Here is a 25,404-nt window from a genome sequence, read left to right as displayed (position 1 = left end):
AGGCTGACCGTCTGGCCCGACCGCGCTTCCCAACAATTGGAGCCCGACGCATGAAGAGAATCACCCTCACGGCAGCTGTCGTCTGTGCGCTGACGGCGGCAACGCTGGCCGCGGCCGGCACCGCGGTCGCCGACTCAACCAACGCTGCCGACGTCACCAAGATGTTGCAGGACCAGGGCTACAACGTGATGTACAACATGCCGTCGGGGATGGCGCTCAACAGATGTACGGTCAGCGGCATCCACGGCCTCACCGTGATGATGTCGGACGGCCACCTCATGGTGATGGCAGGCCAGCAGAACCCGGGCAGCGTTTACGTCGACCTGTCCTGCCCCGATACCAACAACTGACGGCCGAACGGCCTAGCGCTCCAACGCCTTCGCGCAGCCGTCGAGAATCGCGTTGAAATTCCACGGCAGCAGCCGTGAGGTGAGCGCCTCCATCGCCTTGCCACCACCCTTCGCCGGATGGGTGTAGGTGCTCACCCAGTCGACGTGGGTGCCGTCGCCGTCCGGAGTGAAGGTCAGCGTGCCGGTCTCATGATCGAAGGCGGGGACCGATTTGATGATCAGGTAGCTGTAACTGTGCGGCGGATCGTAGGCGGTGATCTCCTCGCGAAACCAGAGGCCGATCGCGAAGCCGGTGCGGATGGCACCCAGGCCCGCTGGAGCCGGCGAGTCTTTCGCCCAGTCCGCCGTGACGGTCAGCGGGGCTGACTTCAGGTTCACCGGGTCAGCCAGCCAGGCGAAGACTTTTTCGGGCGGCGCGTAGATCGTTTTCTCGACGCGGAGATGGACCATGTCTTCAGGTTAGGCGGTAGCCGCGACTACGGACACCGAGCAACCTTCTTTGACACACTCCTCAATCCTGCTGATTAGCTGATAAGTTCCTGCATGGACTCGATAGCAACGGCGCATCGCCGGCTATCCGTTGGATCAGGGTTGGGGGACTCGATGTCGGGTAAGCGCCGTATGCCGCGGAAAGCGATTCCGTATCGCTGGCTGGGGGCCGGAGCAATCACATTCGGTATGGGCGTTGCGTTGGCCAACGGAACGGGGATGGCCCACGCCGACGAGGGTGACTCCGGGACGTCGAGCAGGACAACGTCGGCGCACGCGGCGACGGCGGATAAGAAGCCGTCCGCCAAGGCTCGTCCATCGACTGCCAGATCAAGTTCAGCGACCACGCCGCGATTGTCGGCACGACGCACCACGCAGATACCTGAAAAGCTTTCGGCAGCAACAGAACCGGCTCCGCCCATTCTGCTGTCCGCGCGCGCCACTCGGGCAGCCACACCGACTGCGGCGGCGGCAAACCCCACCGGGCCCATCGCCCCGATCGCGGTCTCGATGCCAGCGGGTGTGGCGGTCAGCCCGGACGGCACTCGCCTGTACGTCACCAGCGGCTACTACGGCGACTCGGTGGTGGTGATCAACACCGCCACCAATGCTGTGGTCACCCGAATCGCAGTCGGCCAACACTCCGAAGGGTTGGCCGTCAGCCCGGACGGCACCCGCGTCTATGTCGCCAGCGGAAACGCCGATGCGGTGTCGGTGATCAACACCGCCACCAACACCGTCACCGCCACGATCCCGGTCGGCGACAACCCCGTGCGGGTGGTGGTCAGCCCCGACGGGTCCCGCGTGTACGTCGCCAACTGGAACAGCAACACGGTCTCGGTCATCAACACCGCCACCAACGGCGTCGCCACAATCGCGGTCGGCAGCCGACCTCAAGACTTGGCGGTCAGCCGCGACGGCACCCGCGTGTACGTCGCCAATTACTACGGCAACACGGTCTCGGTCATCAACACCGCCACCAATGGCGTCGCCGCCACCGTCGCGGTCGGAAAGGTCCCGACCGGTGTGGCGGTCAGCCCCGACGGAACCCGCGTGTATGTCGGCAGTTGGGACGAGGATTCGGTATCGGTGATCAACACCGCGACCAACACCGTCGCGACCAAGATCACGGTCGGCGATAGCCCGTCTGCTGTGGCGATCAGCGCGGACGGCAAGCGCGTGTACGTCGCCAATGAGAACGCCAATTCGGTGTCGGTGATCAGCACCGCAACGAGCGCGGTTACCAACAGCTTTACAGTCGGCACAGGCAATCAATTGCCCGCTGTGGCAGTCAGCCCGGACGGCAAGCGGGTGTACGTCGCCAACTGGAGTAGCAATCAGGTGGTGGTGCTCGAAACCACCGGCGCCTCGGTTGCACTGAGCGCGCCGAACGCGACAACCGGTGCCATCACGGGCAAGTTCACGGTGGTCAATCCGGGCAATGCAAAGCTGACGTTCACGGCGACGGTGCCAGCCAAGGGCAAGGTCACGATCAACAAGACCACCGGCGCACTCACCTACACCCCCACCGCGGCCGCCAGGCACGCCGCCTCGGCGAGAACCGCGACCGCGGCCGACTTGACCGACACCTTCACGGTGACGATGACCAGCAGCCTGGGCGACACCGTCACGTTGCCCATCACCGTGAACATCAGCCCGAAGAACACGGCGCCGAGCAAGGCCACCCCGAAGTTGGGAACAGCGGATCCGGCCACCGGGGCGATCACCGTCACGGTCTCTGCCACCGACGCCGACAAAGACTCCCTGAGTTTCAGCGCATCTGGGGCGCTGAAGGGGTCCGTCGTGATGGGCGCGAACGGCTCGTTTACCTACACCCCGACCGAACAGGCACGCCTGGATGCGGGGGCGGCGAATGCGAGCACGGCAGTCAAGACCGACGCTTTCACCGTCACCATCAATGACGCACACGGTGGCATCACGAGCGTGCCGGTCACGGTAAAGGTCGCGCCGATCGCCTTGGCGCCCAGTGCCCAAACCTTGTTCACGAACATGCACGGCAGCGATGTCATCAGTGCGCAGCTGGTCTTGGGCTCCGATAAAAAGACCAAGCGGATGGTGGTCTACGTGTCGGGGATCAACCTTGACAGCCCCGACCTTGCGGCCTCGTTTGACGCCGTCGCATTCGGTTCCGTGAATCCAGGGGTCACTAACTTCATCGACACCATGTATGACGAGTGGAAGCCGACGGAAATCATGTTGGTCGGGTTCAGCGGCGGTGGGATTCAAATGCAGAACTACGCCGCGACAGGAAAGCACAAAGACGCTGTCACAACGGTCGTCACTTATGGTTCACCGCTGTCCAAGACGCTCTCGGATCTGGGAGTGCAGGCTGGCTCCAAAAAGAGCGTGCTGGCGATTGTCGACAAGGGCGACAAACTCATCAACTGGTCCCAACAGGCGGCGTGGGCGTCGTACGACGCATCCAACACCGATAAAGGCGCTATCGCCTGGACGGATACCAAACTGACCGGCACGGCACTGGGAAACACTCTTGGTGTCGGAAATCATGACGGGGCAACGTACGTACAAGCCTCGAAATCGTTTGACACGCTGGTGAAGACGGCGGGCAGCGCGCTCAAGAGCATCAACAAGGACATCCAGCGGTTCGGCGGAACGGTCATCGACCAAACGCATACCAGCGTCACGTACTAGCCGACTCCCGCGAGCAGACACAAACTCGTACGATTCGCGCCGGATTCATACGAGTTTGCGTCTGCTCGCGGAGAGAGTTTCTAGCCGACTCCCCGGCTCAGCCAGCTGACCTCGGCGCCGTCGCCGCCATCGCGGTAGGGCTCGAGCGCTTCGTCCCAGGCCGTGCCCAGGACCGAGTCCAGCTCGGCCGCCAGCGTGTCGGCACCCGAGGCCATCAGGTCGCGCAACCGCATCTCGCCGACCATGATGTCGCCGTTGGCGCTCATCGCCCCAGCCCACAGACCCAGCTGCGGGGTATGGCAGAACCGCTCACCGTCAACGCCGGCGCTGGGATCCTCGGTGACCTCGAACCGCAGGACCGACCACGAGCGCAGCGCATTGGCCAGCCGCGCCCCGGTACCGACGGGACCCGTCCAATTGGTCACCGCACGCAACTGCCCGGGCATGGCCGGCTGTGGGGTCCACTTCAGATTCGCCCTGGCATTCAGGGTCGACGAAAGCGCCCACTCCACATGTGGGCACACTGCTGCGGGAGAGGCATGGATGTACACCACGCCAGTCGTCGCATCGGCGAACTGGTTCGACGCACGCATAACCTTCTCCTTCGGTTTCACGAGGGACGTCTTCCCCAACGACCTGGTGTTTCCGAAGATGCGGTTGTGTCGTACGTGCTTATTGTGCCTTGTGGGGCCCCTGTTGCGCTAGTTCGCTCCGTACACTCTCAGAACTTCATCAGAGATCGCCGGCCAGAGTGGCTTGGCCCACTCGTCAAAATCCCGGTTCGTGAGCACTACCAGCGACAATGCCCGCTCCGGGTCCACCCACAGGAACGTGCCCGCTTGACCGAAATGACCGTAGGTCCCCGGTGAGTTAGCAAACCCGGTCCAGTGCGGTGACTTCCCGTCCCGGATCTCGAAGCCCAGACCCCAGTCGTTGGGCCTCTGGACCCCAAATCCCGGCAACACCCCACTCAGACCCGCAAACTGCACACTGGTCGCGCAATCGTGCAGCTGCGCCGACACCGTCCGCGGGGCCAGCAGGTCCTGCGCGAAAGCCGCCAGATCGGCCACCGTGGACACCCCGCCATAGCCGGCCGCCGCCGCGCCACCCTCCAAGCGCGAGCCCCCCATGCCCAGCGGTTCGAAGACCGCCTCGGCCAGATAGCGGCCGAACTCGATGCCCGCATTCGCCTCGATCGCCTCGGCCAACACCTGGAAGCCGTAGTTCGAGTAGACCCGCCGCTTGCCGGGTTCGGCCATCACCTCGGCGGAATGCATCGAGAGCCCCGAGGCATGCGCCAGCAGATGCCGGACAGTGCTGCCCGGTGGGCCCGCCGGGGTGTCCAGCTCCACCACACCCTCTTCGACAGCCACCTGAGCCGCGCGCGCCGCGAGGGGTTTGGTGACCGAGGCCAGCCGAAACTGCGCGGCGGTGTCGCCGTACTCGGCGATCACTCCGGCGCTGCCCACCACCGCAGCAGCTGCCGCAGGTACGGGCCAATCGGCGATCAGATCGAGTGGCGTGGACATCCAGAGCAGGCTACCGGCCTCAGATGGCCGTGCCGAGACCGCGGCGCGCCTGCCCCATCCACTCGTAGGCCTCGGCGTTCTCATACCCCGACTCCCGCAACGCCGCCTGTAATACCGTCAGCGCCTCGCGGTGGCGGCCGCGACGCACCAGCACCGCGCCGCGCAGCAGGTTGTCGACGGCACCGGCGGACTCCAGCTCCCGCAGACAGCCCTCGACCTCGTCGAGATCGCCTGCCGCCAAGGCGATCTGGGCCGCACCCCGCAGGAGCCGGGGCAGATCACCCGAGTCGGCCGCCGCGATCGCCGCCCGCACCGCGGAACGCGCCCCCTCCACATCGCCCAGCGCACAGCGCAATAACGCCTCGCCGGGCTGCGGCGTGACCCCCAACTCATGGGCCCTGGCATAGGCCGCGAACGCCCCGTCGACGTCACCGCGGCGCCGCCGCACCTCGCCGAGTTGGTAGTACGCCTCGCCTGCCGCCGCGGTCTGCCTACCCACCAGGGACATGTCCCGCAATATCGCCGCGCGCTCCGCCGCGAGCTCGACGTCGTCGGTGAGCACCGCCAGCACGGTTTCCAGATACGTCAGTTTCACCAGCACGGGGCTCTCGGGCGCACCGGCAAGCAAGCCACGCGCCCGGCGGATCCAGCTCTGGCCGACGGCCCACTCACCCCGCGACAACCACGCCGCACCGAGCTCGACCGCCTTCCCCGCCGCCGCACTGGGATCGGTTCGGGTGAGCCGGACGTAGACGAGTTCGCCGACCCGCATGGCCTCACGGCTGTGGCCGCGCGTCCCCGCGGCGATCGCCAGCGCGTCCAGATCGTCGACGGCCAGCGGGCCCACGGCACCGGCCCGGGAGAACGCCGCATAGCTGGTTTCGAAGTCGCCGCCGCGCTGGGCGGCACGGGCCATGACCAGCAGGTCGGTCTGGGTTTCTACCCTCACGGTGAGCAAGCCTTCACCGTAGCTTCCGACCGAGACCGGCACGGCGCATTCCACATCCGTCGCGCTAATGTTTGGCCCATGAGCCAGACAGTGCGCGGTGTGATCTCGCGATCCAAGAAACAGCCCGTCGAGTTGGTCGACATCGTCATCCCCGACCCCGGTCCCGGTGAGGTGGTGGTCAAGGTCATCGCGTGCGGCGTCTGCCATACCGACCTGACCTACCGCGAGGGCGGCATCAACGACGAGTACCCCTTCCTGCTGGGCCACGAGGCCGCCGGCACCGTCGAGTCGATCGGCGCGGGTGTCACCAACGTCGAGCCGGGTGATTTCGTGGTCCTGAACTGGCGCGCGGTGTGCGGTCAGTGCCGGGCCTGCAAACGCGGCCGCCCCTGGTACTGCTTCAACACCCACAACGCCACCCAGAAGATGACGCTGACTGACGGCACCGAACTGACACCCGCACTGGGCATCGGCGCCTTCGCCGACAAGACCCTGGTCCACGAAGGACAGTGCACCAAGGTCGATCCCGAGGCCGACCCCGCCGTGGCTGGGCTGCTCGGCTGCGGCGTGATGGCCGGGCTCGGAGCTGCGATCAACACCGGCAACGTCGGCCGTGACGACACCGTCGCCGTGATCGGATGCGGCGGCGTCGGGGACGCCGCGATCGCCGGGGCCGCCCTGGTCGGGGCGAAGAAGATCATCGCCATCGACACCGACAATCAGAAGCTGAACTGGGCCCGCGAGTTCGGCGCCACCCACACCATCAACGCCAAAGAGTTCGACGTGGTCGAGACCATCCAGGATCTGACCGACGGCAACGGCGCTGACGTGGTGATCGACGCCGTCGGACGGCCCGAGACCTGGAAGCAGGCGTTCTACGCCCGCGACCTCGCCGGAACCGTTGTCCTGGTGGGTGTTCCAACCCCCGACATGAAACTCGAGATGCCGCTGGTGGACTTCTTCTCCCGCGGCGGCTCGCTGAAGTCCTCCTGGTACGGCGACTGCCTACCCGAACGCGACTTCCCCACCCTGATCAGCCTGTACCGCGAGGGCCGCCTGCCGCTGGAGAAATTCGTCTCCGAACGCATCGGACTCGACGCCATCGAAGAGGCCTTCCACAAGATGCACGCCGGTGAGGTCCTGCGCTCGGTGGTCGTGCTCTGATGGCCGGCATCGAGCGGGTGGTCACCAGCGGCACCTTCGAACTCGACGGTGGCAGTTGGGAAGTCGACAACAACATCTGGATCGTCGGTGACGACTCTGAGGTGATCGTCATCGACGCCGCCCACAACGCCAAGGCCATCGAGGACGCCGTCGGCAACCGGCACGTCGTCGCGGTGGTGTGCACCCACGGCCATAACGACCACATCACCGTCGCACCGCAGCTGTCGGCCGATCTCGACGCCCCGGTTCTGCTGAATCCGGCCGACGACATGCTGTGGCGAATGACGCACGGCGACAAGCCGTTCCACACCATCGAGGACGGCCAGATTTTCAAGGCCGACGGTATCGAACTGCACGCCATCGCCACCCCCGGGCACTCCCCCGGCTCCACCTGCCTGTACGCCCCGGCGCTGGGTGCGGTCTTCTCCGGCGACACCCTGTTCCAGGGTGGCCCCGGCGCGACGGGCCGGTCGTTCTCCGACTTCCCGACCATCCTCGGGTCGATCAAGGACAAGCTGGGTAAGCTGCCCGCCGATACCGTCGTCTACACCGGCCACGGCGATACCACCCGTATCGGCGACGAGCTGGTCAACTACGACGACTGGGTGAAAAAGGGCAGCTAAGGCGCCGTTGCGGCGCTGCGCGGATCGATGAGGATCTTCGCGTGCACCTCGGGATCACCGAGTGCGTCGAAGGCCGCGGCCACCCCGTCAAGCCCGACCTTGCCGGTCACCAACGCCGAGGCATCGAGCTTGCCGTCGGCGAGCATGTACAGGGTGTCGCGGAATTCCAGTGGGGTGTAAGCCAACACGAACCGCAGGTCGACCTCTTTGACATTGGCCATCGATGGCCGCAGCTGGTCTGCGCCCATGCACACCCCGGCGACGAGCACCCTCGAGTTCAGTGGGGCCGCCGCGATGATCGCGTCGAGCACCCCTGGCACGCCGACGCATTCGAAGATGACGGGCCGCTTCGGTCCGGCGGCACCCAACGCGTCGCCAGCGCGGTAGACGTGCTGCCACCCGGGCAACTTCCGCAGCTTCTCCATGGCGCTCATACCGAACTCGTACAGGGCCGGGGCGTCGGCCGGCGGGAACCCTGCTTTCGCGTACGGCGAGTCCACCTTCGGATCAACGACGACGTGCGCGCCGCAGCGGGCGGCCAGCGCCCGCCGTCCCGGCGAGAAATCGCTGGCGACAATGGTGCTCACCCCGAGCGTCTTCAGTTGGCAGATGATCGCCAAACCAACTGGCCCACAGCCGATCACGATCGCGGTGTCACGCTTCTTGATCTCGCTGACGCGTACCGCGTGCAGCCCGACTGCCATCGGCTCGGTCAGCGCCGCGACGTCCAGGGACAGACCGTTGGGCACCGCGAACGTCATGGCCGCCTGGACCAGAACCTGCTCGGCGTACCCGCCAGGAGCACGCGGGGAAAGGCCGGTGGGGTGCACGCCGCCATGGGCGCGAACCAGCGGGAAGGACACCACCCTGGTCCCGGCCTTGAAGGCCTTTGGTGTCTTGCGCCCACGCTCGGCAACCTCGCCGGAGAACTCGTGGCCCATCACCACGGGGGTGTCGCTACGCATCATGTCGCGGTAGCCCATCTCCGCCGTGACCCCGGCCAGCTCGTCGGCATGATCCTTGGCGTGCAGGTCCGATCCGCAGATGCCACAACTCGCGACATCGAGCACCAGCTGGCCCTCGGCGGGCTCCGGCGCCGGCAGGTCGATCACCGATAGCGTCCCGTGCACACAGCTGACAGCCTTCACGTGTGCCGAGTGTAGACGCCCTACTCGCCGAGGATCCTGCGTTTCTCCGCGTCGAACTCGGCCTGCGTCAAAGCTCCTGAATCACGCAGGGCAGCAATGGTTTTCAGCTGCTCCAGGCGAACACCCTGGTCCGTGGGTGTGTAGGACGCAGGCGTGTAGGACGCAGGCGTGTAGGGCGTATAGGCATCGAGTGGTGCATTCAGCACGGGCGCCACGGTCCGGTCACCGCCGCTCCTCTTGCGCAGGAACAGTGCCACGATCAGATCCAGCAGCCCGAGACCCAGCACCCCCAAGAACACGAAGTGCAGATAGTCACTGCCGCCCTCCTTGCCGAAAGCCAGCTGCGGATTGATGTAGCCGCCCACCGGCCCGTCGGTGCGAATCTTGTATGTCCCGGCTGCGGGGATCTCCGCGGTCCAGATCCGCATGTGGGTGTCGCTGTTGATAGTCGTTAGCGTGCCGTGGTTTTCGGTCAGCACCGGATCGGCGACGCCCTCGGGCGGGATGATGCTCAGCTTGAGGGCAGGTAGTGGAAACCCGCTCGACGGGGAACCCGTCACCGACGTGTGAAAGCTGATCTGCGCCTGCCCGGCAGGCAGCTGCACCTGCCCCGAGCCCGGGATGGGCACCTCGCCGTAAGCGTCGAACTCGTCGAGCACAAAGGCGTTCAGGATCATCACCAGGATGAAGCCGGCGCCGCCGACCACCATCATGAGAATCCCGGAGATCGTCAGGATGCGGGAGACACTTCTGGCGCCGGCCATGGCCGAAAGTGTGTCACGCCGGGCTTTGTGCCGCTGCGCCTATCAGCCAGGTCGACAGGCCGGTTCGGAGGCCGCCGACGAACCGCTCATGCGGATCGGGAAACCCGAGCTCGCCGATCACCTGACGCACCGCATCGGTGGGCACTGAGAACGGATACATGCCAGCCACCAGGCTCAATGCCCCCTCGCCGAAGAATGCCACGAATTCCTCGGACAGCCACGGCAGCTGGCGACCCACCAGATCGGACAACGCCGCGATGCTTCCCATGGCCCGGATTTTGAAGTCACGGGCGAAGTCCCCCGCGATGTTGCGTTCCAGCACACCGGCCATCGCGCCGAGCAGCTCACACAACAGCCGTCGCTCCACCAGCGTGTCGGTGAGGATGTCCGCCATCCGAATCTCGTTGGTGAACCCGGACTTTCGTGCTCGTGGCGGCCCGAGCCGGTTCTCCAGATCGGTCAGCCAGCCCCGGCACTCCTCGTCGAGCACCTCGAGAAAGATCGCTTCCCTGGTGTCGAAGTAGCGCAGCACATTGGACTTCGCCAGGCCGACCCGTTCGCTGATATCGCGCAGGGTGATCTCGTCGACACCCCGCTCGGCCAGCGCGCCGCGAGCCGCCGCCAGGATCGCCGAGCGCCGGGCGGCCAACTGCTCGGGTCGCCGGGCGCGCTGGAACGTCGAGTTCACAGCGACAATTTAGCAGACCTCCGTTCTCTTGTTATCAGACCGTTGTTCTGTTAGCGTCGCCCACATGACTGATCTCGCCCTGACCATCCCTGACCTCTCCGGGAAATTCGCCGTCGTCACCGGCTCCAACAGCGGGCTGGGCCTCGGCGTCACCAAGCGCCTTTCGGCCGCCGGCGCCGATGTCGTCATGGCGATCCGCAACCGCACCAAAGGTGAGGCGGCGATCGCCGAGATCCGCGCGCAGGTCCCCGACGCCAAGCTGACCATCAAGAACCTCGACCTGTCATCGCTGGCCAGCGTCGCCGCGCTCGGCGAAGAACTCAACTCTGAAGGGCGGCCGATCGACATCCTGGTCAACAACGCCGGCGTCATGCAGCCGCCCCAGCGGGACACCACCGCCGACGGTTTCGAGCTGCAATTCGGCAGCAACCATCTGGGCCACTTCGCGCTGACCGCTCATCTGTTGCCGCTGCTGCGCGCCGCCGACAGTCCCCGCGTGGTGTCCCTGAGCAGCCTCGCCGCCCGCTTCGGCCGGATCAACTTCGACGATCCCAACTTCGAGCGCACCTACTCGGCCAACCTGTCCTACGGACAGTCCAAGATCGCGACGCTGATGTTCGCGCTCGAACTCGACCGGCTCAGCCGCCGGCTCGGATGGGGGTTGATGTCCAACGCTGCCCACCCCGGCCTGTGCAAAACCAACCTGCAGATCAGTGGGCCGTCGCACGGTCGCGAGAAGCCGACGGCAATGGCCCGCTTTTACCAGTTCAGCTGGCGCTACATGCCATTCATGTGGCAGGAGGTCGACGAAGGCATCGTGCCGGTGCTGTATGCGGCCGCCGACCCGAAGGCCCACGGGGCCGAGTTCTACGGCCCTCGCGGCTTCCAGGAGTTCGCCGGCGGCGGGGTCACCGAGGCGAAGATCACCGACCGCGCCGCCAATGCCGAGGACTGCCGGCGCCTGTGGCAATTATCCGAACAGCTCACCGGCGTGAGTTATCCGACGAATTAGCGGACAGCGACTAGCGTCAATCTCCTGACGGAACGGGAGGTTGTCATGTCGCCAGAGGAAGTCGCCAAGCCCACCGGCGGTAGCGTGCGACGTTTCGCCCTGCGCTACTGGCTGGCCATCACCCTGGTGGTGCTGGCAGCGATATTCATCGCCCAGAACCGCGCGCGCCAGCGGGTGCACGTCCTGTGGATCAGCGTCGAATACCCGATGTGGCTGTTGCTGACCGCGATGCTGGTCGTGGGAATCGTGGTCGGACTGTTGCTGCACCGCCGTCGCAAGAACTGACATGCGCGAGTCCAGCATCGTGGTGCGTCCAATACCGGTGGACAGCCACACCTACACCGAATCCTCGCGACTGCAAGCGGCTGGATTGCGTCCTGCCACAATCCTTTTCGAAGAAGCAGCACGCAACGTCGCCATCCCCCGGGCGCCGCAACCCATCGCCATTGCCGACTATGGTGCGGCCACGGGCTACAACTCGCTGCTACCGATCAGTGCGGCAATCGCCGCCATCCGCAAGCGCACTCGCTCCGACCACGCCATCCTGGTGGCGCACACCGATGTGCCCGGCAACGACTTCACCACGCTGTTCTCCACCCTGGCCGATGACCAGGACAGCTACCTCAAGAAGGACTCCGCGACCTACGCCTCGGTGGTGGGCCGCTCGTTCTACGCCCAGATCCTGCCCTCGGACAGCATCGCGCTGGGCTGGAGTTCATGGGCCATCCACTGGCTCCGCAAGGTGCCCACGCCGATCCCCGATCACGTGGAGATCTCCTTCAGCACCGACGACGAAGCCCGCCGCGCCTACGCTCGCCAGGCCGCCGAGGACTGGCGGGATTTCGTCGCGTTCCGCGGTCGTGAACTGGCGCCAGGGGGCCGGTTGGTGGTGCTGACCGTCGGCTTGGAACCCGATGGCAGTTCGGGATTCAAGGCCGCGTTCGACGCGATCATGTCGGCCCTGGCCCAATTCGTCGACGACGGCCTGGTCACCGCCGACGAGGTGCGCCGGATGTCGATGCCGTCGACTGGCCGCGACGAGAAGGCTTTCCGGGCGCCGTTCGCCCCTTCGGGCCGATTCGAAGGCCTCGAAATCGAGCACCTCGAGATGGTGGACGGCGACGACCGGTTCTGGTCGCAATTCCAGAGCGACAAGGACGAACGAGCCTTCGGCGCGAATTGGGCTGAGTTCCTTCGTGCTTCGATATTTCCGATCCTGGCTGCCGCGGTGGATGTGGACCCCGACCCCGACCGGGGGCGCGACCGGCGCAGCAAGCGACGCCGAGAGTTCGTCGAGCAACTGGAGGCCTCGGTGGCCGCGCAGCTGGCGGCGGCACCCGCCCAGATGTCGATCCCGCTGGCCATGGTGGTCCTGGCCAAGCGGCGCCGCTCAGCCTGACGGCGGCTGGACGAAGATCTGCGGCAGACCCGGAATTGTCGGGATCGGTGGAATCGTCGGGATGAACCGCGGCTGCTGGGGCGGCTGCGAGTACGTCGGTGGCGCGACAGTCTGGGTTTCGGTCACCGGTGGCGGCGTGGACACCTCGGTGGTGACGACGGTCGTCGTCTGAGTCTCGGTGACCGGCGGCGGCGGTGGCGGCGCCTCAGCCGTGACCGGCGGTGGCGGCGGAGCCTGCTGCACCACCGTCACCGGGGCCGGCGCCTGCTGCACCGGTGCTGCGGGTGCCTGCTGCACCGCCTGATTCGAAACGGGTGCCGAGGACGGGTCGCCACTCGCCGGGGCCGGCGCCTGCGCCGGTGCGGCCTGCGGCGTGGAGGTGATGCTCGGCGTGGGCGTGACGGGAGCGACGCTGCTGTCGGCGGTGAGCGCCACCGCCGTTCCGGCACCGGCCAGGAGGATCACCCCAAGGGCGGCGGCCACCACTGGCATCGGCCGCCGATACCAGGCCGGCGCGCTTTCCTTGGCACTCGCGGGATCGACGGGATCGGGCTCGAAATCCAGCATGGGTCGGGCGATGGGCGCGACGGGTTCCTTCACCGGCATCGGCTCAGCCAGCGGTGCCAGGTCCGGCACGTCGGGCGCCTGCGACCAGGCCAGGGCGGCACCGGTCGCGGGGGCTTGTTCGAACGGCGCAACGGGCGCCGCGAGCACGACCGGCGCCGGGGCCATCGCGGTGGCGCTGTCGTCGGCCGGTCCCCGCGCGGCGCGCAGCGCGCCACCGATCGCACCGGTGAGGCCCGGGCGCGGGGTGGTGATCACCGGAACCCGCAGGTGCTCGGACAGCGCCGTGGTGATCACCGGGATGGCGGCCGCTCCGCCGAACGTGGCGACCGCGGCCAGGTCCGCGGGCCGCACGCCGGCCCGTTCCAAGGTGTCCTGCAGGACGGCGACGAACTCGCCAAGGGCGCGGCCCATCGCGTCGTCGAGCTCGGTGCGCGTGAGCCGGACGTCGCCGCGGAAGTTGGGCAATTCGGCGGGCAGGGCGGTGACCGTGGTAGTCGACAGCCGCTCCTTGGCCGCCCGGCACTGAGCCCGCAGCCGGGTCAGCGACCCGATCGCCGAGGTGCCGGTGACGTCGAGCTCTCCGCCGGCGGAGAGCTCCGCGACCACGTGGGCCAGCAGGCCCTGGTCGACGAGGTCCCCGGAGAAGTCGTGGTGGCGCAGCGTCGGCGCAATGTGTGTGCCCCCATCGACCAGGGTCACCGACGTCCCGCTGCCACCGAAGTCGCACAGCGCGATCACACCGCGGGTCGGCAGCCCGGGGTTGGCGGCCAGTGCGGTCAGCGCGGCCGTGGTGTCCGGGATCAGCAGCGGCTCGTCGGTCGCCCACTCGGGGATCTGCCGGATCGCCGCGCGCAACGCCTCGACGGCCGCGGGGCGCCAGTGCGCGGGGTAGGTGATCGCGGCGGCCGGCGGCAGCGGCCGGCCCGACGTCGCGGCGTAGGCGAGCGACCGCAGCGCATCGGCCAGCAAAGTCGCCGCGTGATGGACCGATCCGTCGGAAGCGACGATGCCGACCGGGTCACCGACGCGGTCGACGAAATCATTGATCACCACGCCGCCGGGCAGCGTGACTACCGGGGCACGAGTGACTGAATTATCCGGTGTGACCGCGGACAATGTGGTTGCGCCGACCGACAGGCCGACTGCTGGCCTCGTTGGGTCTGTCATGTCGTCCAATCCGGGCTCCCCCAGCCTGCAAAGTAGGCATGCGGGTAGCCCCAGCGCCGTTCTTCGGATTCTCCAAAGATGTCGGTCTGGGTGCCCGGGACGTTACTCAGCGAATCGTGCCGCGCCCCGGGATCAGGGGCAGTTCCAGCGGGGTGACCCAGCCCGGGGGCAGGTCGTTGACGGCCGGGACCGCGTTGAGCGCGCGCAATCCGGTCGACAGGCAGCCCGCGGCCGCGGCGTCGCGCCCGGAGCCGTCTGTGAACCTAAACGCCGTCTCTTGGAAGATGCTGGGGGTGCCCTGGATATCGACTCGATAGACGTCGTCCTGGGTGCCCGACGGCCAGTCCGGCGCGGCGTCCTGACCGATGCGGTTGACGTGCTCCAGCTGGATCCGGGTTTCACCCTGGTAGATGCCATTGATGGTGAACCGCACCGCCGCGACGTGGCCGGGCGCAATGACACCCTTGACGGTCTTGCGCTCGGTCGGGGTCACCCACTTCTCCCAGGTGGTGGTGATCTCGTCGAGCTCGATGCCGGCGGCGTGGGCGATCATCGGCACCGTCGCACCCCAGGCGAACACCAGGATGTCGGAATTCTCCAGCAGCGGCTTGAACTCAGGTTCGCGGCCGATACCCATCTCGAACTCGTAGTCGCCTTCATAGTTCGTGTAGTCCAGCAGCTCCGAGGCGCGGACCAGGCGCACCTGGGAGGTCAGGCCCATCAGCGTCAGCGGGAACAAGTCGTTGGCGAAGCCGGGATCGATGCCCGTGGTGAAGCACGACGACTGGCCCGCCTCGCAGGCTTGCGTGATCGGGTCGATCCAGTTCGGCGGATTCAGATGCATCTTCGGCCACACCCACGGCGTCATCGCCGTCGAGCACACGTCGATACCGGCCCGCAGGAACCGGGAAATCAGGTCGATGTTGGTGTCGGCGTGCGCCGCGGTCGGCCCGTAATGCACCAGCGCATCGGGCTTCAGCGCGATCAGCGCGTCGATGTCATCGGTAGCCGCAAGGCCGATTTCGGGGATATCGCAGATCGTCCCGACATCGACGCCGACCTTGGCCGGATTGCTGACCCCGACCCCAACCAGCTCGAACTCGGGGTGCGCCACGACTTCGGGAATGACCATCCGGCCGACAAAACCAGTACCCCAGATCACGATTCGCTTCGCCATGGCTGGAGACTAACCGCGCGTCGCGCGGCATCAGGTCACTTGTCCCGGTCCTTGGAAGTGCGGCTTTTCCGCGGCGCGGCCGAGCGGGGTGGCCCGTCGCGCATGTGGTCTCGAACGCGGCTCATGAGGTCGCCGAGGGTACGCACATCCCGATCCGACAACGAGCCGAACAAGAGGCCGCGGACGACCTCGATATGGCCGGGCAACACTTTCGCGAGACGGGCTCGGCCCGTGTCGGTGATGTGGACGACGGTGGCCCGCTGGTCGACGGTACTGGCCTGCCGGGTGATGAGCCCCTCAGACTCCAGCAGACCGGCCTGATGCGTCAGGCCACTGCGGCTGTAGACCACCCCGTCGGCCAGCTCGGTCATGGTGAGCGGCCGGTCGGCGTCGGCGAGCTTGGCCAAGATCTCGAACTGCACGTAGCTGAGCCCGCCCTCGCACTGCAGCTGTTGTTGGACCGCGTACTGAAGCAGGCTGGCCGCCTCGGTGAGGGCGAAATACGTGCGCATCTGCGAGGGCTGGAGTGCCTTGGCCATCCACTCATGGTACCCGGGAATGTTTCGAACTCGAAGCAAGTTACCGCTTGTGTAACTGCTTCGATATCGAAGCAACCAATTCAGGAGGTCATCATGAAAGCAGCGATTTACCACCGATACGGCGGCAGCGATGTTCTGGAGTACACCGACATCGAGCGCCCCACGCCCGGTGCGGGGCAGGTTCTGGTGCAGGTGGCAGGAACGTCGTTCAACCCGGTCGATGCCGGTATCCGCGGCGGCTACCTGTCCGAGGTTTTCCCGATCAGCTTCCCGCATGTGCCGGGCATCGATGTCGCGGGCACCATCGTCGAACTCGGCGACGGGGTCGATACATGGAATGTCGGCGACGCCGTCGTGGGGTTGCTTCCCATGGTCGCGGACGGTGCGGCCGCGGAATACGTACTGGCTCCGGCCGAGGTACTGGCGCCGGCACCGCAGACGGTGGCACTGGCCGATTCCGCGGCGTTGCCGACCGTTGGGCTGACGGCCTGGCAGGCCCTGTTCGACATTGCGAACGTGACGGCCGGGCAGACGATCCTGATCAACGGTGCCGGCGGAGCGGTCGGCGGTTATGCGGTCCAACTCGCCAAGCAAGCGGGTGCGATCGTCACCGCGACAACGAAGCAGTCCAGCGCGGAGCGCCTGCGCCGCGACGGAGCCGACCGGCTGATCGACTACATCGATTACGACGCGACACCGCTGACGCTCGACGGACAGCTCTTCGATGTGGTGCTGAACTTGGTCAGCACCACACCGGAACAGACGGCGGCGTTGGCAGGCGTCGTCGCCGACGGCGGATTCTTCGTCGGCACAATGACATCGGGCCCCGAAGATCCTCAGCGCGGGCTGCGCGCACAGCGGATCTTTGTCCGTAGCGACGCCGCGCAATTGGCCGGCCTGGTCGCCCGCGTCGACGCCGGACACCTGCGGATAGACGTCGCGGAGCGCCGACCGCTGTCCGACATCGCTGCCGTACACGACGCCGCCGACGCGGGCCACCTGCCCGGCAAGACGATCCTGACACCCACCGACTAGCCGGAAGCGCTGTCGCGCAGCGCAAATCGACGCTCGGCGTAGGCCAGGTCGTCGCGCCACAGCCGGGCGGCCGCCAGGCGCATCAACGGGGTGATCAGGGGTGCAGCGCGCAGCGAGTGGTGGAATCCCGTGCGGTCGGATTGCGCGACGACGGCTTCGATCACCGCGGTTCGCGGGCGCCCGTCCCGTCCGGGCCCGACCGGGGTGGCGTGAGTCTCGACGACGCTGCCGGTGCCCTCGCCGTCGACGATCCGCATGACGACGGTTCGTGGTCCCGGTGCGGTGAATTCGGCGATCACCGGCACGCCCAGGCGTCCCATCCGAAAGGTCACCGCCACCAGGAATCGGTCGGCCTCCTCGCCGGCATCGACCGGCGGTGCGCTGAGCACCTCCAGCTGGGTGAACGAATACGGATGGAACCATGCGCCATGCCAGGGGTCGAGTCGGTTGGCGATGATGTCGGACGGTTCGCAGACACCTTCCACCCGGGCCACCGCCGCCAGCCGCGCCCCGGTGGGGCGGGCCGGGATCACCGGGGCATCCAGTGCCGGTTCACCTCCGAGCGCGTCGAGCCGAACCCACGCCAGCACGCCGTCGTCGAAGGCGGGCAACGGCTTCCAGCCGAACTCACGACCGCCGTCGAGCCGCAGGCCGTGCCACGGGCAGATCAGGGCGCCGCAGTCCACTTTTCCGCCTGCGAGGTCGGCGCCGAGATGCGGGCAGGTCGCCGGCCCGACGTGCAACTCCAGCTGTTGATCGCGCCACGCCACGACATCCGTCCCGCCGACCCGAATGCCGAAGGGCCGGTCGGTGCGAATATCGGTGCTTGCGGCGAATACATACCAATTGCCGCTGGGCCGTTCCTCGGCGCGCCGCAGCGCGGCGTCGATCACCGCCGGCTGGGCGTCGAGGTAGGTGGGTCGTTGGCGCGCCCAGTCCGCTTTCGGAATTATTTGCAGCGGAATGGTTTTCATCCGAGATCGCAGGCTCATGATGCACGCCTTTCCCGGCTGGCAAGCCAGCGCAGGACTGGTGAGCGGCCCCGCACCGGAACGGTGTGCAGCGTATGTCCGCCCAGCCCCCAGCCGGCCAGCAATCGGTTCGCCGCCGACCAACCCGTGGTGGCCGCGCGCTCCATCAACGCCACCGGCAGGTCGATTCGGATCCCATCGCCGGCCAGCATCAAACCGGCGACCGGGGTATCGACCGTCGGCCGGTCGGCGAAAGCGCCCGGGCTGAACAGCGGGCAGTCCTCGCGAACCAACATCGTCTCCCCCACGATGGCTGCCGTCGCGGTCTCCGGGTACAGCTGGTGCAGCCGGGTCATCATGCGCTGACGCAGCTCCTCGACGTCGGGGGGTTCGCCCACCGAGTACGAGTGCACCTCGAGCACCGAACCATGGTGTGCGCGCGCCCATTCCGCGGCCTGGGACTCGTAGCTACTGACCACGCTGATGTTGTCGATCGGCTCAAGGCCACCAGTCCCGAGGAATGCCGGCCGGCCGGCGTCGACCGGTCGGTCCAGCCAGAGCCGCTGTACGACGAAGGGCGGCGCGGTCCGCAACCGCCACACCTGTCTGCGCCAGCCGTCGTCGCCCAGCCCGGGCGAGGCAGCCACGATTTTTTGCAGCGCCGCGATATCGGTGGCCAGCACCACGCCGTCGGCGTCGATGGTCCGTCCGGTCGAGTCGTGCACCTGCAGCACCCTGGTTCCGCCGACACTCACCGATTCCGCGGATACTTCGGTGCGCAACCGCACCCGCTGGCCGATCAGATACTGGCCCAACGGTTCCCACAGTGCGGTGTCGAAGTTCGACTCGGCGACGTCGAAGACCAGACCTTCGCTGGAACCGAGGAAGTAGATATGGAACATGGTCGCCAACTCGGCAGCCGAGAGCCGCTCAGGTTTGGCGAAGAAGCTACGCGCAAACACCTCGAAGGCGAGGTGGCGGGCGGCGGCCGGAAAGTTGATGTCGGTCAAGAACGTTTCGGCGTCCAGGTCGTCGAGTTGTTGGTAGATCTCGGGGACCGACACCGCGGCCAGTGGGGCGGCCGCGACGGCGTTGATCCGCACCAGGTCGCGCACCCGGAACGTGGGGCTGCGCAGCGCGAAGGCCAGCGCGTTCCACGGCGGGGTCTTCGGCAACCCCCGGAAGGTGTCACGACGACCGTGGCCGTCGATGAGCGGGTAGTCCTCAACCGCCCGCAGCCGGTCGAGGTTGGGGTCGGCGCGGCGCAACAGCGCGCGCAGGTTGTAGTACTGGCGGAAGAAGGCGTGAAAGCCGCGGTTGTTCGCCACCAGCGTGCCGTCACCCAGCTGATCGGTCCAGCCACCGACCCGTCCACCGAGATACTCCTGGCGTTCCAGGACCTCAACGGACACACCGCGTTCGGCGAGCCCGGTCGCCGCTGCCAGCCCCGCGATGCCCGCCCCCACGACAACGACATGCGGCTTGCGCGGGAGAGCCCTGGTGTGGGACTCCCCGCTGGGGCCCGGGTGCGTGACGCGGCGGCCGTCGATCATCGCGGTACGTCCGCCAAAAAAGTGTGCACGATGTCGCGCTGCCACCCACTCATCGTCTCGCTGTGCACACCGGTGAAACCCGCTGCGGCCAGGCGCCGTTGGAAGGACCCGACTCCGTCGAAGTTGTTCACGCTGCGCCACAGGTGTCGGTAGAGCGTGCTGTCCCGGGTCTGCCGCCAGCCGGACGGAATGATGATTCCCCAGCAGACCGCATTCCAGATCGCCGTGGCGGCACGCGAATCCCGCACCGAGTACTCATGTACGGCCAGCGTCCCGCCCGGACGAAGGAGTTGACGAAACGCCAGCAGTTGAGCGTCGGCGTCGGCGAGGTTGCGCAACAGATACGCGGCGAGAATGCCGTCGAACGGGCCGTGCACCCCGGCCTCGGTGATGGCCTCGATCGAGCTGTGCACGAACCGGACCGTCTCGGGCCAGGGCTTCGCGGCCGCCTCGGCCAGCATGCCCGCCGAGGCGTCGACGGCGATGATCTCGGCGTGCGGCGCCACTTCCAGTAGTGCGGCCGTCGACGCCCCTGTCCCGCAGCCGGCATCGAGCAGACGAATCCCCTGGCCGCCGTGTGGAATTCGCATCCGCCGCGCCGAGATTCGCAGGTGGTCGTGATAGCCCGGATTTGCGCCGACCAGCTTGTCGTAGGCGTGGGCTCCGATGTCGAACGCACCGGGAACGTCTAGCGACATCGTCGATCCCGATCGTCGTTGTTGGGGCGGGGCCGCTGCCGTTCCCACAGCAGCAGCACAGCGGTGACCATCGCCCAGCCGAACAGGAAGTCCTCCACCGGGATGTCCCACGGGAACCGCACCCCGATGCTGTGCTGCTCGTTGTAGACGACGATCGGTGCCGACAACTTCGTCAGCCATCCGTCGACAATCACCTGGAATCCCACCACGATGGCCATCGAGATCCAGTATTCGACCTTGCCGAACAGTCCGGTGCGCAAGACCGCCAGCTCCGCCGCGACCACGACGACGACCGCGACGACGGCGGGCAGTGTGTAGCCGAGCCCGGTCATCGGCGCCCGCGCAACGTCGCGAGCATCGCGCTGACCGCCGAATAGGTCAGCAGGCCGCACACCGGGATCACAATGAAGAACAGCAGCTCCTCCAACGGAATCGAGAACCCGACGTCGATGCCGCTGATATAGCGCGGGTTGTAGGTCCACACGTGCCCGGCGATCGCGATCGCATCCCAGACGACGAACACCAGCGCCACCGGGCCGACCGACAACAGCAGCCGCCGCGGTTGGCGGTAAACCCCGGAGCCGAAGATCTCCAACGGTGCGGTGATCAGCAGGCAGGCGCCCAGCACGATCAGGTACTGCCAGCGATCCATCAGGCGGCCGCACCGTATCCGCGGGCACGACGGGCCCGGATCAGGCCGGAGCCGAAGACCCGCAGCCGCCGTCCGACGCCCACCGAGGCGCGCTGGCTGAACACCGCGAAGTCGATGGCCTCGATGCGGTCGAGGATTTCCGAGTAGAGCGTGAACGCTGTTGCCACACAGGGTCTCGACTGCGGTGCGAGCAATGCGATGCCCTTGCGGGCCTCCCGGTAGACGGCGCGGGCGACGTCGTGCTGGGCGGACAGGGCACGCCGGACCTTGACATCGGTCTGGCGGTGTTCGTGGCACCACATCAGCACGTCGCGGTCCACATCGAACGCGGCCAGTTCGTCGGCCGGCAGATAGACCCGGTCGCGTTCCAAATCCTCGTCGACATCGCGCAGAAAGTTGGTCAACTGGAAAGCCCGGCCCAGTGCTTCGGCGTACGGTGCGGCTTCGCCCGCGGCCCCGACCGTTCCGAGGATCGGCAGCATCTCCAAACCGATGACGGCGGCCGAGCCGCGCATGTAGTGGTTCAGCGCCGCACGGTCAGGATAGTCGGTGACGGTCAGGTCCATCCGCATCGACGTCAAGAAATCGTCGAACAGATCCAGTGGGATCCGGTAGGTGCGCGCGGTATGCAGCACCGCGGCCAGCACCGGCTCGGTCTCGTCGGCCGTACCGCTGAAGAACTTGGCCGACAACCGGTCAAGTCGCTGCTCGCGGTCGGCCGTGCTGGCGCCGTCCATATCGTCGAGGATGTCGTCGGCGTAACGGGCGAACCCGTACAGCGCGTGCACCGCCGGCCGCTGCGATGGCGCCAGCAGCCGGGTGGCCAGGAAGTAGGTCCGGCCGTGCTCGGCGTTGAGACGCCGGCAGTACCGGTAGGACTCGCACAGTTGGACATCGTCGATCCCGGCGGCGTGCAACTCGGTATGGATCATCGCTATCTACTTTCGGAGTTGACGATCGTGCGCTTGCCGGAGTGTTCGGGAACGACCCCGGTGACCCGGTCGGCGGCCAACCGTCCGGAGATCAACGCGGTGGGCATGCCCACACCCGGCACCGTCGATCCGCCGGCCAGCACGGCGTTGTCGATGCCGCGAACCGTGTTGGCGGGCCGGAACGGACCGGTCTGGGCGAACGTGTGCGCCAGCGCAAACGGGGTGCCCGCGACCATGCCCTGGCGGGCCCAGTCGGCGGGTGTGACGACCTCGAGAATCTCGGCGTCCACCCCGGGCAGCAGCCGTGCGGTTGCGGTGGCCACCACCTCATGGGCATAGGCCTGCCCAATCGAATCCCAATCAACCACGCCCACTTCAAGATTCGGTGTGGGCGCCAGAATATAGAGCAGGTCACGCCCTGGCGGAGCCAGGCTCGGATCCCCCGCGGTCGGCCGGGTCACCAGCAGCGACGGGTCGCTCATCAGCACCCCATCCCGAATGATCTCGTCGAACGTGCCTGCCCACTTGCCCCCGAAGCTGATGTTGTGATGCGCGAGCCGCTCGCCGACCGCAGGCACGCCGACGTGAGCCACCACCGCCGACGGCGCCGGGCGCACCTTGATCGCGCGCCGCGGTGTGCGCCCCAACAACTGATAGGTCAACGGCAGTTCGGTCGTGAGAATCACGGCGTCACAGGCAATTCGGTCATCTCCCACGCGCACCGCGGTCACCCGCGAGCCGGTGCGCTCCAGCGCGGTCACGCCCGCGCCGTAACAGAACGTCACTCCCGCCTCCGCGGCCACAGCCGCCATCGCCTCGGGCACCGCGCGCATACCTCCGCGCGGAAAGTACACGCCGGCAACGGTGTCCATGTAGGCGATCACCGCGTACGCGGCCAACGCCCGTTGCGGCGGCACACCGGCGTACAGCGCCTGGAAGGTGAAGATCCGCTGCACCCGTTCATCGGTGATGAACTTGCTGACCATCCGCGCCCAGCCGCGGAAGCCGCCGATGGCAGCCAGGCGGGCCAGCTGCGGGGTCAGCAGCGACAGTGGGGAGTCAAAGTTGTCGGCGATGAACCCGTCGAATTCCAGCCGGTATAGCTCGGTGAGCCAGTCGCGCAGCCGCAGATAACCGGCGGCCTGCTCGGGACCGGCGAAGTCTTCGATTGCGGTGGCCATCGCGGCGGCGTCGGGGTGCACGTCCAGCGCGCTGCCGTCGGCGAAGGTGGCCCGGTAGGCGGGCTCGACGGGCATGAGGTCCAGATGGTCGGTCATCGATGCCCCGACCGCGGCGAACGCTTCGGAGATGATGTCGGGCATGGTCAGCACGGTCGGCCCGGTGTCGATCCGATAGCCGGCGATATCGGCCTGGCCCATGCGTCCGCCCGGGAACGAATGGCGCTCGACCACGGTGACCGAGCGGCCTCGGCCGGCCAGGTGGAGTGCGGCCGACAGCCCGGACAAACCGGCACCGACCACCACGACGTGGTCGGCGGCGCCCGGGACGGTACGCATCGGTCTACGGGGCACCCGCTGGAGATACCCAGCAGGATGCTCTTGCAATCAACGGTCCGGGCGGCCGTACCACCGGCGCGACCGCGCGCGAGCTGACATGCTCGACCCGTGAAATCACTCGCCACGTATCCACTCGAATCGCCGGGGATTGCCGGCTCGGTCTCGACCGCCGACAGTTCGGTCGTCGCCGGATCGATCACCACCGTGCGGAGCGCGGTGGTCGCCGGATCCATCAGCACGTTCGACAGCGCCGCGGTCAGCACCTCGATCGCCACTGTCGGGAGTGCGTTCATCGCCGGAGCGATCGCGACCGCGGGTAGTGCCGTCGTCGCCGGGTCGGTCGCCACCGCGGGCAGCGCCGTCGTCGCCGGGTCGGTCGCCACCGCGGGCAGCGCCGTCGTCGCGGGCAGCGCGCTCACCGTCTTTTCGGTGCGGTTGCGTGAGTGTGTGGGCTGCCTGGCATGTTTCGCGTGCCGTCGCTGCGCGGGTTGCATCGGCTGCGCCCGATGCACTGACTGCGTGGGATGTGTCGGGTGCTACAACTGCTCGGGAGTGCGCAACGCAGTGGGGCTCAAGGACGTACACGCCTAGCCCCTTGAGAAAGGGTCGGGCCTTGACACAGTTGGATGGAAAAGTCGCGCTGGTGACGGGCGCATCGTCGGGCCTCGGGGCCGCGACGGCGCAGCTGTTCGCCGAGCGGGGCGCCACCGTATTCGGCATCGCGCGCGACACCGACCGGATGGCGACGGTGTTCGAATCGGTTCCCGGCGGGGCGTACGCGTCGGTCGACATCACCAGCGCGCAGGCCTGCAAGGACGCCGTCGCCCAGTGCATCGAGCGATTCGGCAGGCTCGACGTGCTGGTGAACGCGGCAGGCTTTCACCAGATGCGGAACACCACATCGGTCACCGATGAGGACTGGGACTACGACCTCGCGGTCAACCTCAACGGCCCGTTCTACCTGATCCGGGCGGCGCTGCCGCACCTGCTTGAGGTCGGCGGAAATATCGTCAACGTGGCGTCGATCGCCGGCATCGAGGGCGAGGTCTACTCGGCGGCGTACTGCGCCGCCAAACACGGACTGGTCGGCATGACCAAGGCCCTGGCGATCGAGTACACCAAGGAACAGCTGCGGGTGAACGTGATCTGTCCGGGCGGGATGCTGACTCCGCAGGTGACCGAGTTCAAGACCCCCGACGACGCGGACTGGAACCTGATCATGCGGATCGCCGCGCCCCGCGGGATGATGGCGCCGGTCGACGTCGCCAAGGTGATCGCGTTCCTGGCCAGCGACGACGCCGTCACCATCCACGGCTCGGTCTACAACGTCGACAACGGCAAAACCGCAGGCTAGCCGGCAGCCTCAAAATGCCGGCGGATGCCGGCCAGCATCTCTTTGTGCGCGTCCACTGCTTGGCGGACGGTGACAGCCAGCAGTGGCCACGGCGCAGCGAACCGGATGCGTTCGGTCAGCCGGGTTCCGCCCGGTATCGGCTCGAAGGAGACCACCGAGTCCAGCTGAACCGCCGGGAACTGGCGGGCTTGCGTCAGCACCGGGCCGGTTGAGGGCACCTCCAGGCGCGCCGTGTAGGTGATCGGCAGCGTCAGCGCACCCAGTGGGATGCGGTCACGCACGCGATAAACCTGGACATAGCCGTCACCGGTATCGGTCCGCGAGAGGCTCTCGACCGACACCACCAACGGGTGGACGTCCTTGATGTTGTTCAGATCGACGTAGTGGGCCCGAACGTCGTCGGGGGCGCCGGGCACGTCCTCGCTGAGGACGCGATCGACGGGGCCGGCCATCG

General features: G+C 67.1%; 28 protein-coding genes. 10 read left to right on the top strand and 18 right to left on the bottom strand.

Going from position 1 to position 25,404, the window contains the following annotated elements:
* Positions 1–50 precede the first annotated feature (50 nt).
* Complete coding sequence (locus tag SLQ31_RS12790; RefSeq protein WP_319433155.1) at positions 51–350, top strand: hypothetical protein; 300 nt, start codon at positions 51–53, stop codon at positions 348–350.
* Positions 351–362: 12 nt separating this feature from the next.
* Here the strand turns inward: SLQ31_RS12790 and SLQ31_RS12785 are convergent, their stop codons facing one another.
* Positions 363–800 (bottom strand): SRPBCC family protein, encoded by a 438-nt coding sequence (locus tag SLQ31_RS12785; RefSeq protein WP_319433154.1) that lies wholly within the window; start codon positions 798–800, stop codon positions 363–365.
* Between the two features lie 171 nt (positions 801–971).
* Here SLQ31_RS12785 and SLQ31_RS12780 point away from each other — a divergent pair, with 171 nt between their 5' ends.
* The gene (locus SLQ31_RS12780; RefSeq protein ID WP_319433153.1) at positions 972–3,512 is read left to right on the top strand and encodes a beta-propeller fold lactonase family protein; all 2,541 of its coding nucleotides are present in this window, start codon (positions 972–974) and stop codon (positions 3,510–3,512) included.
* An 80-nt stretch (positions 3,513–3,592) separates the two neighbouring features.
* Here SLQ31_RS12780 and SLQ31_RS12775 read toward each other — a convergent pair whose 3' ends face one another.
* The 3 genes from SLQ31_RS12775 to SLQ31_RS12765 form a co-directional block, all read right to left on the bottom strand.
* On the bottom strand, positions 3,593–4,105 hold the full coding sequence (locus SLQ31_RS12775; protein ID WP_319433152.1) for a DUF3145 domain-containing protein: 513 nt from the start codon (positions 4,103–4,105) through the stop codon (positions 3,593–3,595).
* A 108-nt stretch (positions 4,106–4,213) separates the two neighbouring features.
* Positions 4,214–5,041 (bottom strand): serine hydrolase domain-containing protein, encoded by an 828-nt coding sequence (locus tag SLQ31_RS12770; protein WP_319433151.1) that lies wholly within the window; start codon positions 5,039–5,041, stop codon positions 4,214–4,216.
* A gap of 19 nt (positions 5,042–5,060) precedes the next feature.
* Positions 5,061–5,999 carry a hypothetical protein gene (locus SLQ31_RS12765; RefSeq protein WP_319433150.1) on the bottom strand — a complete coding sequence of 313 codons (939 nt, stop codon included), beginning with the start codon at positions 5,997–5,999 and terminating at the stop codon, positions 5,061–5,063.
* Between the two features lie 69 nt (positions 6,000–6,068).
* Here SLQ31_RS12765 and SLQ31_RS12760 point away from each other — a divergent pair, with 69 nt between their 5' ends.
* Complete coding sequence (locus SLQ31_RS12760; protein WP_319433149.1) at positions 6,069–7,154, top strand: S-(hydroxymethyl)mycothiol dehydrogenase; 1,086 nt, start codon at positions 6,069–6,071, stop codon at positions 7,152–7,154.
* Positions 7,154–7,777, top strand: a complete 624-nt coding sequence (locus tag SLQ31_RS12755) for an MBL fold metallo-hydrolase (protein WP_319433148.1) — start codon at positions 7,154–7,156, stop codon at positions 7,775–7,777. The genes SLQ31_RS12760 and SLQ31_RS12755 overlap by 1 nt, the downstream gene beginning before the upstream one ends.
* On the opposite strand, the gene SLQ31_RS12750 is transcribed toward SLQ31_RS12755, so the two are convergent.
* The 3 genes from SLQ31_RS12750 to SLQ31_RS12740 are packed head-to-tail and all read right to left on the bottom strand — an operon-like array spanning position 7,774 to position 10,377.
* A complete protein-coding gene (locus tag SLQ31_RS12750; protein ID WP_319433147.1) occupies positions 7,774–8,925 on the bottom strand; it encodes a zinc-binding dehydrogenase in 1,152 nt (383 codons plus the stop codon). The two genes, SLQ31_RS12755 and SLQ31_RS12750, sit on opposite strands and share 4 nt — an antisense overlap.
* Before the next feature lie 20 nt (positions 8,926–8,945).
* Positions 8,946–9,689, bottom strand: a complete 744-nt coding sequence (locus SLQ31_RS12745) for an SHOCT domain-containing protein (RefSeq protein WP_319433146.1) — start codon at positions 9,687–9,689, stop codon at positions 8,946–8,948.
* A gap of 13 nt (positions 9,690–9,702) precedes the next feature.
* A complete protein-coding gene (locus SLQ31_RS12740) occupies positions 9,703–10,377 on the bottom strand; it encodes a TetR/AcrR family transcriptional regulator (protein WP_319433145.1) in 675 nt (224 codons plus the stop codon).
* Positions 10,378–10,441: 64 nt separating this feature from the next.
* Between SLQ31_RS12740 and SLQ31_RS12735 the strand changes: the two genes are divergently transcribed.
* From SLQ31_RS12735 to SLQ31_RS12725, 3 genes are read left to right on the top strand one after another with little or no spacing between them, the layout of a single operon-like run.
* On the top strand, positions 10,442–11,389 hold the full coding sequence (locus tag SLQ31_RS12735; RefSeq protein ID WP_319433144.1) for an SDR family oxidoreductase: 948 nt from the start codon (positions 10,442–10,444) through the stop codon (positions 11,387–11,389).
* Positions 11,390–11,434: 45 nt separating this feature from the next.
* Positions 11,435–11,674, top strand: coding sequence for a DUF1049 domain-containing protein (locus SLQ31_RS12730; RefSeq protein WP_319433143.1), 240 nt, complete (start codon positions 11,435–11,437; stop codon positions 11,672–11,674).
* A 1-nt stretch (position 11,675) separates the two neighbouring features.
* On the top strand, positions 11,676–12,788 hold the full coding sequence (locus tag SLQ31_RS12725; RefSeq protein ID WP_319433142.1) for an SAM-dependent methyltransferase: 1,113 nt from the start codon (positions 11,676–11,678) through the stop codon (positions 12,786–12,788).
* Here the strand turns inward: SLQ31_RS12725 and SLQ31_RS12720 are convergent.
* The 3 genes from SLQ31_RS12720 to SLQ31_RS12710 all read right to left on the bottom strand — a co-directional run bounded on the left by SLQ31_RS12720 (position 12,780) and on the right by SLQ31_RS12710 (position 16,238).
* Positions 12,780–14,522 carry an Hsp70 family protein gene (locus SLQ31_RS12720; RefSeq protein ID WP_319433141.1) on the bottom strand — a complete coding sequence of 581 codons (1,743 nt, stop codon included), beginning with the start codon at positions 14,520–14,522 and terminating at the stop codon, positions 12,780–12,782. The genes SLQ31_RS12725 and SLQ31_RS12720 overlap by 9 nt on opposite strands.
* Positions 14,523–14,628: 106 nt before the next feature.
* Positions 14,629–15,699, bottom strand: coding sequence for a dihydrodipicolinate reductase (locus tag SLQ31_RS12715; protein WP_319433140.1), 1,071 nt, complete (start codon positions 15,697–15,699; stop codon positions 14,629–14,631).
* A gap of 35 nt (positions 15,700–15,734) precedes the next feature.
* Positions 15,735–16,238 carry a MarR family winged helix-turn-helix transcriptional regulator gene (locus SLQ31_RS12710; protein ID WP_319433139.1) on the bottom strand — a complete coding sequence of 168 codons (504 nt, stop codon included), beginning with the start codon at positions 16,236–16,238 and terminating at the stop codon, positions 15,735–15,737.
* Positions 16,239–16,331: 93 nt separating this feature from the next.
* On the opposite strand from SLQ31_RS12710, the gene SLQ31_RS12705 reads away from it, so the two are divergent.
* Positions 16,332–17,273: an NADP-dependent oxidoreductase gene (locus SLQ31_RS12705; protein ID WP_319433138.1), complete on the top strand. Its 942-nt coding sequence runs from the start codon at positions 16,332–16,334 to the stop codon at positions 17,271–17,273.
* On the opposite strand, the gene SLQ31_RS12700 is transcribed toward SLQ31_RS12705, so the two are convergent.
* Genes SLQ31_RS12700 through crtI form a run of 7 tightly spaced genes read right to left on the bottom strand, consistent with a single transcriptional unit; the run spans position 17,270 to position 23,596 of the window.
* Positions 17,270–18,265, bottom strand: coding sequence for a DUF5914 domain-containing protein (locus tag SLQ31_RS12700; RefSeq protein ID WP_319433137.1), 996 nt, complete (start codon positions 18,263–18,265; stop codon positions 17,270–17,272). The two genes, SLQ31_RS12705 and SLQ31_RS12700, sit on opposite strands and share 4 nt — an antisense overlap.
* On the bottom strand, positions 18,262–19,797 hold the full coding sequence (locus SLQ31_RS12695) for an FAD-dependent oxidoreductase (RefSeq protein ID WP_319433136.1): 1,536 nt from the start codon (positions 19,795–19,797) through the stop codon (positions 18,262–18,264). Before SLQ31_RS12695 ends, SLQ31_RS12700 begins: the two co-directional genes overlap by 4 nt.
* Positions 19,794–20,495, bottom strand: coding sequence for a class I SAM-dependent methyltransferase (locus SLQ31_RS12690; RefSeq protein ID WP_319433135.1), 702 nt, complete (start codon positions 20,493–20,495; stop codon positions 19,794–19,796). The genes SLQ31_RS12695 and SLQ31_RS12690 overlap by 4 nt, the downstream gene beginning before the upstream one ends.
* A complete protein-coding gene (locus tag SLQ31_RS12685; RefSeq protein ID WP_319433134.1) occupies positions 20,486–20,827 on the bottom strand; it encodes a lycopene cyclase domain-containing protein in 342 nt (113 codons plus the stop codon). Before SLQ31_RS12685 ends, SLQ31_RS12690 begins: the two co-directional genes overlap by 10 nt.
* The gene (locus tag SLQ31_RS12680) at positions 20,824–21,150 is read right to left on the bottom strand and encodes a lycopene cyclase domain-containing protein (RefSeq protein WP_319434598.1); all 327 of its coding nucleotides are present in this window, start codon (positions 21,148–21,150) and stop codon (positions 20,824–20,826) included. The genes SLQ31_RS12685 and SLQ31_RS12680 overlap by 4 nt, the downstream gene beginning before the upstream one ends.
* Positions 21,147–22,079, bottom strand: coding sequence for a phytoene/squalene synthase family protein (locus SLQ31_RS12675; RefSeq protein ID WP_319433133.1), 933 nt, complete (start codon positions 22,077–22,079; stop codon positions 21,147–21,149). Before SLQ31_RS12675 ends, SLQ31_RS12680 begins: the two co-directional genes overlap by 4 nt.
* 2 nt (positions 22,080–22,081) lie before the next feature.
* The gene (crtI, locus tag SLQ31_RS12670; RefSeq protein ID WP_319433132.1) at positions 22,082–23,596 is read right to left on the bottom strand and encodes a phytoene desaturase family protein; all 1,515 of its coding nucleotides are present in this window, start codon (positions 23,594–23,596) and stop codon (positions 22,082–22,084) included.
* Between the two features lie 195 nt (positions 23,597–23,791).
* Between crtI and SLQ31_RS12665 the strand changes: the two genes are divergently transcribed.
* Both SLQ31_RS12665 and SLQ31_RS12660 read left to right on the top strand, forming a co-directional pair.
* Positions 23,792–24,187, top strand: a complete 396-nt coding sequence (locus SLQ31_RS12665) for a hypothetical protein (RefSeq protein ID WP_413642280.1) — start codon at positions 23,792–23,794, stop codon at positions 24,185–24,187.
* A 22-nt stretch (positions 24,188–24,209) separates the two neighbouring features.
* The gene (locus SLQ31_RS12660; protein ID WP_319433131.1) at positions 24,210–24,950 is read left to right on the top strand and encodes an SDR family oxidoreductase; all 741 of its coding nucleotides are present in this window, start codon (positions 24,210–24,212) and stop codon (positions 24,948–24,950) included.
* On the opposite strand, the gene SLQ31_RS12655 is transcribed toward SLQ31_RS12660, so the two are convergent.
* Complete coding sequence (locus SLQ31_RS12655; RefSeq protein WP_319433130.1) at positions 24,947–25,402, bottom strand: SRPBCC family protein; 456 nt, start codon at positions 25,400–25,402, stop codon at positions 24,947–24,949. The two genes, SLQ31_RS12660 and SLQ31_RS12655, sit on opposite strands and share 4 nt — an antisense overlap.
* Positions 25,403–25,404 lie beyond the last annotated feature (2 nt).

The sequence above is a fragment of the Mycobacterium sp. RTGN5 genome, assembly GCF_033804465.1.
In the GTDB taxonomy this organism is placed as follows: domain Bacteria; phylum Actinomycetota; class Actinomycetes; order Mycobacteriales; family Mycobacteriaceae; genus Mycobacterium.
The sequence above is the reverse complement of the archived record's forward strand: the minus strand, read 5'-3'. Positions and strand labels throughout refer to the sequence as shown.